Here is a 9,610-nt window from a genome sequence, read left to right on the forward strand (position 1 = left end):
GTAGCTCAGGCGATCCTGCGGATACTCCGGGTCCAGCGGCACATAGGCGCCACCGGCCTTGAGGATCGCCAGCAGGCCGACGATCATCTCGAAACCGCGCTCGACCGCGATGCCCACCAGCACATCCGGCCCCACGCCCTCGGCGCGCAGCTTGTGCGCCAGGCGGTTGGCGCGGCGATTGAGCTGGTCGTAGCTCAACGACTGCCCGGCGAAGGTCACGGCGATTGCTTCAGGCGTGCGCGCCGCCTGCTGCTCGATCAGCGCGTGAGCGCAGGCCGTGCTCGGATAGCTTTCAATGACCTGTAGCGGCGCTGTGCTCAGCACCAGCTCACCCAAAGCCCGCTGCGACGAGTCCGCCAACCCTTCCAGCAGTTCGACAAAGTGTGCCGCCATCTGCCCGACAGCCGATTCGGCATAGCTGGCGCGGTCGAACTTGAAGCTGGCCGACAGTTTTGCGCCCACCTGGGCCACCAGCGTCAGCGGATAGTTGGTCTGCTCCTGGCTGACCACCTCGCCGAACACCAGTCCCTCGGGAGCGCCTTGCTGCAGCGCCTCCGACACCGGGTAGTTCTCGAACACCAGGATATTGTCGAACAGCGCCTCGCCGCTCCAGCCGGCCCAGCGCTGGATCTCGTACAGTGGCGTGTGCTCGTGCTCGCGCAGGGCCAGGTTCAACCCTTGCACCTGCTGCACCCAGTCGCCCACGGTCTGCTCCGGGCGTGGGCTGGCGACCACCGGCAAGGTGTTGATGAACAGCCCCAACTGCTCCTCGACGCCCGAGAGCTCCGCCGGGCGGCCAGCCACGGTGGCGCCGAAGGCCACGCAGGCCTGCCCGGTGTAGCGTTGCAACAGCAACAGCCACGCGGCCTGGACCAGGGTGTTGAGGGTGATCCGCTGCTCCCGGGCAAACTCGCCCAGGCGCTGGGTGCGCTGTGCATCCAGGCTGATCTGATGCTCGGCCTGCCCGTGGCCCTGGGCTTCGGACCTGAAGGCCTGGGCCAGCCGCGTGGGCTCGTCCAGCTCCGCCGTACGCTCGCGCCAGAAGCGCTCGCTGACGGCCTGGTCCTGGCGTTGCAGCCACTGGATATAGTCGCGGTAACGGCTGTTCTTGCCTGCCGGGGTGACACCGGCGTAACGCTGCAGCACCTCACCGAACAGGCGCGAGCTGCTCCAGCCATCGAGCAGGATATGGTGGTTGGTCAGCACCAGCTGGTACTGCTGTTCGGCGCTGCGGATCACCGCCAGGCGCAGCAGCGGGCCGCTGGCCAGGTCGAATCCGGCACGCAGATCGGCCTCGGCCCATTCCTGCAACGCCCTCGGCAGATCGGCCTGGTCACGCCAGTCGAGCTCGACCAGCGGCAGCCGCGCCTGGCGCTGCACCACTTGCAGTGACTGGTCGTAGCCACTGAAGAAACTGCTGCGCAGCACTTCGTGGTTGTCCACGGTGGCCTGCAAGGCCGCGATGAAGCGCGGTACGTCCAGCCCCTGCACTGCGACACGTGTCTGGTTGATGTAGTTGCCCGCCTCCTGCTGGTACAGGCTGTGGAACAGCATGCCCTGCTGCATCGGCGACAGCGGGTAGATGTCTTCGATGTTGCCCGCCGCCACCGGCAGCGCCACCAGCTGGCGCTGGTCGAGGCTGGCCAGGGGGAAGTCCGAAGGCGTCACCCCCGCCACCCCGGGGGTGGTGCAGTGGTCGATCAGCAGGCGCAGTTCCTCGGCGTACTCGTCGGCCAGGCGCTGGATCTGCCCACGCTCGAACACCGCGCTGCTGAAGCTCCAGTCCAGCGCCAGCTCGCCGGCATAGACCTGGCCATCGATGCTCAGCAGGCTGCCCAGCGGCGCCTCCGGGCTCTGCCCCTGCCCCGCGCCTTCCGGTGCCGGGGTGAACAACCCTTGCTCGCTGTCGAAGCTGCCGTCGAACTGCCCCAGGTAGTTGAATACGATGCTGCCCTGGGCCAGGGCGCCGAGGGTTTCGCGGGCCTGCGCGTCACCCAGGTAACGCAGCACACCGTAGCCGATGCCCTTGGCCGGCACGGCGCGCAGTTGCTCCTTGACCGCCATGAGCGACGCGCCCAGGTCATCGACGGGGGTCAGCTTCAACGGGTACAAGCTGCTGAACCAACCGACCGTGCGGGTGATATCGAGGTCGTCGAACAGGTCTTCGCGGCCATGGCCTTCCAGGCGGATCAGCGCGTGCGCCTCGCCGGTCCAGCGGCGGATGACCCGCGCCAGCGCCGTCAGCAGCAGGTCGTTGACCTGGGTGCGGTAGGCGGCCGGCGCCTCCTGCAGCAGTTGCCGGGTCAGTTCGGCGTTCAGGTGGGTGCGCACCGAAATTTCATGCTTGCGCTGCTGGCCACCCTGCGGATTCGCCCCAGGCAGGACGTCGCTGACACCCTGCAACTGCGCCTGCCAGTAGCCCAGCTCGGCCACCAGCGCGGGGCTGCGGGCGTGCTCGCGCAGATGTTCGGCCCAGGCCTTGAGCGAGCTGCTCTTGGCCGGCAGCGCCGGCGCCTTGCCGGCCAGCAGTGCCTGGCAGGCCAGTTGCAGGTCTTCGAGCAGGACGCGCCAGGACACGCCGTCGACCACCAGGTGGTGGATCACCACCAGCAGGCGCTGCTGGCCCTCGGGCAGGTCGATCAGTACCACGCGCAGCAGCGGGCCATTTTTCAGGTCCAGGCTGCGCTGGGCCTCATCGGCCAGCTCCGGCAGGCGCGCGGCATCGTCCAGCTGATGTACCCACAGCAACTGCTGCGCATCGGCCGGCGCGAACTGAGCTTGCCACTGGCCCTGGTCCTCGCTGAAACGCAGGCGCAGGGCGTCGTGCTGTTCCAGCAGCAGCTTGAGCGCAGGTTGCAGCAAGGCCACCGTCAACGGCTGGCGCGGGGTCAGCAGCACCGCCTGGTTCCAGTGGTGGCGCTGGGGAATCGCGGTGTCGAAGAAACGCGCCTGGATCGGCAGCAACGGCAGGCTGCCGCTGACCTGCTCGACCACCTCGGCCGCCGGTTTCTTCTCGATCAGCTTGGCCACCGCCGCCAGTTGGCCGATGGTCTGCTTTTCGAACAGTTGCTTGGGGCTGAGCTTGATACCCTGACGCTTGGCGCGGGCGATGATCTGCAGGCTGAGGATCGAGTCACCGCCCAGTTCGAAGAAGTTGTCGGTGCTACCCACTTGCTCACGCTTGAGCACCTCGCACCAGATCGCCGCGAGTTTCTCTTCGATTTCACCCACCGGCGCGACAAAGCGCTGCTTGGCCACCACCCCGGGTCTGGGCAGGGCACGCTTGTCCAGCTTGCCGTTGGCGGTCAGTGGCAGACGCTCGAGCAGCAGCACCTGCGCCGGTACCAGGTACTCCGGCAGGCGCGCCAGCAAAGCCTGGCGCAGGGCCTCGGCCTGCAGCTCGACACCCGCCGCCGGCACGGCCCAGGCCACCAGTTGCAGGCGCGTGGGGTCGCTGTCCAGGGGCAGCGCCAGCACTACAGCCTCGGCCACGCCGGGCAGGCCTTGCAGCACTTGGCCGACCTCGCCCGGTTCGACCCGGTAACCGCGGATCTTCACCTGGTCGTCGCCACGGCCCAGGTACTCCAGCACACCCTGGTCCAGGCGTGCGCGATCACCGGCACGGTACAGCCGCTCGCCGTTGTCACCGAAAGGATCGGGCACGAAGCGCTCGGCGGTAAGGCCCGGCTGGCCGACATAGCCCTGGGCCAGGCCCAGCCCACCCAGGTACAGCTCGCCTGCCACGCGCTCGGGCAGCGGATTGAGGTAGGCATCCAGCACCCGCGCCTGGCCGTTGTCCAGCGGCCGGCCCACTGGCACGCTGCGCCAGCCGGGCAGACGCTCACCGACTTCGTGGGTGAGGATGCCCACGGTGGTCTCGGTCGGGCCGTAGTGGTTGATAATCCGGCAGCCGGGTTTCAGGCGCCGGACCTGCTCGATCAGCGCCCAGGAACTGGCCTCGCCACCGAGGATCAGCAGTTGCTCGGGCAGCACGCGCTCAGGCTGCGCGGCCTGCAACAGACCCTGCAGGTGGCTCGGCACGATCTTCAGCACATCGACGCGGTGCTCGGCCATGTAGCTGGCGAAGGCATCCGGATCGAATCCCTGGTCGTGGCCCAGCAAGTGCAGCAGCCGGCCCGTGACCAGTGCGCCGAACAGCACGGTATGGCCAAGGTCGGCGGCCACCGTGGAAACCATCGCCAGGCTGGCGCCGGGTTGCAGGTCCAGGCGTTGCAGCACGCCCTGCAGGTAGTTGGCCAGCGCCCCGTGGCTGACCACCACGCCCTTGGGCTGCCCGGTGGAACCCGAGGTGTAGATGATGTAGGCCGCCTGCTGCGGCAAGACACGCACCGCCGGAGGTTGGTCGTCGCAGTCGCCATACAGTGAAGCGTCATAGGCCACGGCGCGGCACACGCCCAGCCCCGCCGCCTGGGCGTCGCCCTGGGCATGCACCAAAAGCTGCGCAGCGCTGGCCTGCAGCAACTGCTGCAGGCGCTCGGCCGGCTGGCGGCTGTCCAGCGGCAGGTACACCGCGCCCAGCTTGAGCACCGCCAGCAGGCTGGTCACCCACTCGATGGAGCGCTCCTGGCACAGCGCCACGGTCATGCCCGGGGCGATACCCTGCGCCTTGAGGTAATGAGCAAAACGGTTGGCCTGCTGCTCCAGCTCGGCGTAGGTGACCGTACGATCCCCCGCGCGCAATGCCGGCTGCTCGGCCCCGGCTTGCAGGCCCTGACGCCACAGGCCGAGGAAGTCCTGCTGCGGCCAGCCTTGGGCAGCGGTTTCGACCTGCGCGGCCTGGGCGTCCGGGTAATCGAGCAACGCCGCGTCGGAGTGCTCGACAAGCGTACGCAACACGGCCTGGAACGAAGCAGCCATGCGCTCGATGGTCGCGGCCTCGAACAGGTCGGTGCTGTAGGTGAAGTAGCCTTGCAGGCCGTCGGGGGTTTCGCTGAAGTCGTAGGCCAGGTCGAAGCGCGCATCGCTGCCCTCGACCGCAAAACCGCTGACACTCAGCTCACCCAGCGTCTGCCGGGCCTGGGCGCCGGCCTCGGTATCGGCCATGTTCTGGTTGATCTTCACCTGGAACAGCGGGTTGTGGCCTAGGTTGCGCTCCGGCGCCAGGGCGTCGACCAGGTGCTCGAACGGCAGTTCCTGGTGCGACTGCGCGCCACTGACCACCTGTTTCACCTGCTCCAGCAGCGCCGCGCCGCTCTGGCGTTCGTCCACCTGCACCCGCAGTACCTGGGTGTTGATGAAGAAGCCGATCAGGCCTTCAACTTCCTTGCGGTTGCGCCCGGCGTTGGGCGCACCGATGCGGATGTCGGCCTGGCCGCTGTAACGCGACAGGGTCACGGCCAGCGCCGCGAGGGTGAGCATGAACACCGTCTGGCCCTGGCTGCGCGCCCGGGCCTTGAGCTGCGCCGACAGCGCTGCCGGTACATCGCTGCGCAGGGTCGCGCCACGGTAGCTGGGGTGCGCCGGACGCTCGTGGTCCAGCGGCAGGTCCAGCACCGGGTGCTCATCGCCCAGCTGCTGCTTCCAGTACTGCAACTGGCGCTCGCCCTCGCCGGCCTCCAGCCAGGCGCGCTGCCAGATCGCATAGTCGGCGTACTGCACCTCCAGCGGCGGCAGGTCGGCGGCGCGGCCTTGGGACAGCGCCTCGTACAGGTGCACGAACTCCTGCACCATCAGCTCGCCCGACCAGCCGTCGGAGACGATATGGTGCATGCACACCGTCAGCACGTGCTCGGTCGGGGCCAGGCGCAACAGCCGGACCCGCAACAGCGGGCCTTCGAGCAGGTCGAAGGGTGCATCCAGCGCCTCGCGCACCGCAGTACGCAGGCACTGCTCGAGATCCTCGCCCGGCCCGGCCTGCACCTCGCGCACTTCCAGGCTCACGCCCGACTGTTCACGGACCTGCTGGTGGAACTCCCCCTCTTCGGAGACAAAGCGCGTGCGCAGGCTCTCATGGCGCTGCACCAGTGCATCCAGGGCCTCGGCCAGGGCCTGCTGGTTCAGCGCACCGCTCAGACGCACCGCCATCGGCACGTTGTAGAAGCTGCTGTGCGGCTCCAGCTGCCAGAGGAACAGCATGCGCTGCTGGGCATAGGACAGCGGGATGCGCGGGCTGTCGTGACGGGTCACGGCGATGGGCAGCAAGCGGAAGCTCTGCCCGGTCTCACGCATCTTGTCGAGGATCTGCCGACGCTGCTCCAGGGCAAGGCCGACAAAGCGCTTGGCGATACGTTCTGCTGTGCTCTTGTCCATCTCAGACGCCCGCCATTTCATTCATCATTCTTTCGATATCGGACAAGCCGTCCTCGCTCAACGACAAGCCGGTGCTGGCACAGGCCTGGGCAAAATCATTCAATTGCGGTTTCTCGAATAGCAGGCGCAGGGGGATGTCGATGCCCAGGCCCGAGTTGATCTTGGAAATCAGCTGGGCCGCCAGCAGCGAGTGCCCGCCCAGCTCGAAGAAGTCATCGCCCAGGCCCACCCGCTCGACCTGCAGCACCTCGGCCCAGAGCGCCGCCAGCTGCTGCTCCAGTTCACTGACCGGGGCCACGTAGGCCGGCTGCGACTGGCGGGTATCGGGGGTCGGCAGCGCCTTGCGGTCGAGCTTGCCGTTGGGCAGCAGCGGCATGCGTTCGAGCAGCACCAGGTACATCGGCACCATGTAGTCCGGCAGGCTGGCGCCCAGGTGCGCCTTCAGCTCGGCGCGCAGGCCGTCTTCGGCCTCGGGCATGGCGTTGGGCACCAGGTAGGCCGCCAGTTGCTTGCCGCCGGGGCCATCGATATCGACCACCAGCACCTCGCGCACCGCCGGGTGCTCGCGCAGGCGTGCCTCGATTTCACCCAGTTCGATGCGGAAGCCGCGGATCTTCACCTGATGGTCGATACGACCCGCGTACTCCACCACGCCGTGCTCGCGATAGCGCGCCAGGTCGCCGGTGCGGTACAGGCGCCCGCCCGGCGTCGTCGCGAACGGATCGGGGATGAAGCGTTCGGCGGTCAGCCCCGGACGATTGTGATAGCCGCGGGCAAGCAGCTCGCCACCGACCAGCAGTTCGCCGATGGCGCCCGGCAGGGCCAGATCGGCATCGGCGTCCACCAGGTGGATCGAGCGCCCGCCCAGGGCCTTGCCGATCGGGATCTGCACCGGCAGGGGCTGCTCGCCGGTGACATAGGCGCTGCAGTCGTGGCTCATGACGCTGACGGTGGCCTCGGTCGGCCCGTAGGTGTTGAGCAGGCGCACATGGCCGAGTCCGGCCTGTTGCCAGGCCAGCACGCCGTCGGCGGCCATGGCTTCGCCGCCCATGTGCACCTGGCGCAGCACGCCGTAGTCACGCGGGCCCTTGGCGGCGAAGTCCTTGGCCAGCAGGTACCAGTAGGCAGTCGGCAGGTCGGCGAAGGTGATGCCTTGGGTCACCACTTCGCGGTAGAAGGTCTCGCTGTCCCACAGCGTCGGGCCGCGCAGCACCACGCTGGCGCCGCAGATCAGCGCCGGGTACAGCTGCTCGACGAAGGCGTCGAAGTTGAAGGTGGAGAACTGCAGCACCCGGTCGGCCGCCGACAAGCCGCAGAAACCCTGGGCGACATGAGCGTGCCGGCTCAGCGCCGCGGCGCTGATGCCGACACCCTTGGGGCGCCCGGTGGAGCCGGAGGTGTACATGATGTACGCCAGGTTGTCGGGGTCGCCCTGCACCGGCAGTGCGTGGTTCGGCCAGGCGTCGAGCGGCTCGCTGTCCAGGCACAGGCTGCGCACCCGCGGCGCCACGGCCAGGTCTTGCAACTGTGCGCTATGGCCGAGCAGCAAGGCGATGCCGCTGTCCTCCATCATGTAGGCCAGACGCTCGTGCGGATAGTCAGGGTCCAGCGGCACATAGGCGCCGCCGGCCTTGAGCACGGCCAGCAGGCCGACCACCATGTCCAGGCTGCGCGGCAGGGCGATGCCCACCCGCACGTCCGGGCCGATGCCCTCTTCGCGCAGGCGGTGGGCCAATTGGTTGGCGCGCAGGTCCAGGGCCTGGTAGGTGAGCTGCTGCCCTTCACAGATCAACGCCGTGGCGTGCGGGGTACGCGCGGCCTGGTCGGCGATCAGCTGCTGCACCGTGCGCTGGTCGGGGTAGACCGCCTCGTGGCGGCTCCACTGCCCGAGGATGACCTGGCGCTGTGCCTCATCGAGCAGCGGCAGCTCGACGATCCGCTGGGCAGGCTGGGTGCTGATTGCCTGCAACAGGTTGAGCCAGTGCGCGGCCATGCGCTCGATGGTGGCGTGCTCGAACAGGTCGCTGACGTAGGTCAGGGTCGCACCGAGGCCGTGTTCGCTTTCGAACGTATCCAGGGCCAGGTCGAGGTGCGCCGTGGGGTTGCCCCAGCTCAGGCCTTCGATGCTCAGCCCAGGCAGTTCGCGCCCCTGGTCCGGGCGCTGGGCCTGGTGGTTGAACATCACCTGGAACAGCGGGTTGTGGCTCAGGCTGCGTTCCGGCTGCAGCGCTCCGACCAGTTGCTCGAAGGGCAGGTCCTGGTGCGCCTGGGCCTGCAAGGCGGCATTCTTGACCTGTTGCAGCAACGCGCTGAAGGTCGTGTGCAGCTCGAACTGCGCCTTGAGCACCTGGGTGTTGACGAAGAAGCCGATCAAGCCTTCGGTCTCGGCCCGGGTGCGGTTGGCGATCGGCACGCCGACACGGATGTCGGCCTGCCCGGTCTGGCGGTGCAGCAAGCTCTGGAACGAAGCCAGCAGCAGCATGAACAGCGTCACCCCTTGCTGGCGCGCCTGTGCCTTCAAAGCCTGAACCAGCGGCGCCGGCACCTCGATGGCGAGGCTGCGACCGGCGTGGCTTTGCACAGTGGGCCGTGGATGATCGGTGGGCAGTTGCAGCACATAGTGCTCGCCGCCCAGCTGCGCCCGCCAGTAGTCCAGCTGGCGGGCCTGCTCGCCGGCCTCCATCCACTGGCGCTGCCACACTGCATAGTCGGCGTACTGCACCGGCAAGGCCGGCTGTTCGGGTTGCCGGCCCTGGCTCAAGGCCAGGTAGGCGTCGACCACTTCATCGACCATGATCGGCATCGACCAGCCATCGGCGACGATATGATGCAGGGTCAGCACCAGCACGTGATCGTCCTCGGCCAGGCGTAGCAGGCGCACCCGCAGCAGCGGCCCCTGGGTCAGGTCGAACGGGCGCTGGATCTCACGAGCCACGCGCTCGCGGACCGCCTCGGTGGAGGTGTCCTGCAGCGATTCCATGACCAGGGTGAACGTCGCGGGCGCATGGATACGCTGCTGTGCCTCGCCCCCTTGCTGATCGAAGGTGGTACGCAGGCTCTCATGGCGAGCGATCAGGGTCTCGAAGGCCTGACGCAACGCTTCGGAGTTCAGTCGCCCCTTCAGTTGCAAGGCCGCAGGGATATGGTAGGCGGCGCTATCCGGCTCCAGTTGCCAGAGGAACCACTGGCGTTGCTGGGCGTAGGACAAGGCCAGCGGCTGGTTGCGGTCCACGACGCTGAACGCTGGTGCCTGGCTCGCCGCGCCTTGGCCGGCGGCCTGGGCGAAGGCCTGTAGGTCGGCGGACTCGAACAGGCTGCGCAGCGACACTTCCACGTTCAG

Annotated in this window: 2 protein-coding genes; both read right to left on the reverse strand. The window is 68.0% G+C overall.

Annotated elements, in window-relative coordinates:
- On the reverse strand, positions 1 to 6,270 hold a 6,270-nt coding region (locus ABZO33_RS26630), incomplete at its 3' end, for an amino acid adenylation domain-containing protein (RefSeq protein WP_414538478.1).
- Position 6,271: 1 nt separating this feature from the next.
- Positions 6,272 to 9,610: amino acid adenylation domain-containing protein (locus ABZO33_RS26635; RefSeq protein ID WP_414538479.1), on the reverse strand; the 3,339-nt coding region annotated here is incomplete at its 5' end.

Origin of the sequence: Pseudomonas sp. CAM1A (genome assembly GCF_047501685.1) — a bacterium.
GTDB lineage: Bacteria > Pseudomonadota > Gammaproteobacteria > Pseudomonadales > Pseudomonadaceae > Aquipseudomonas.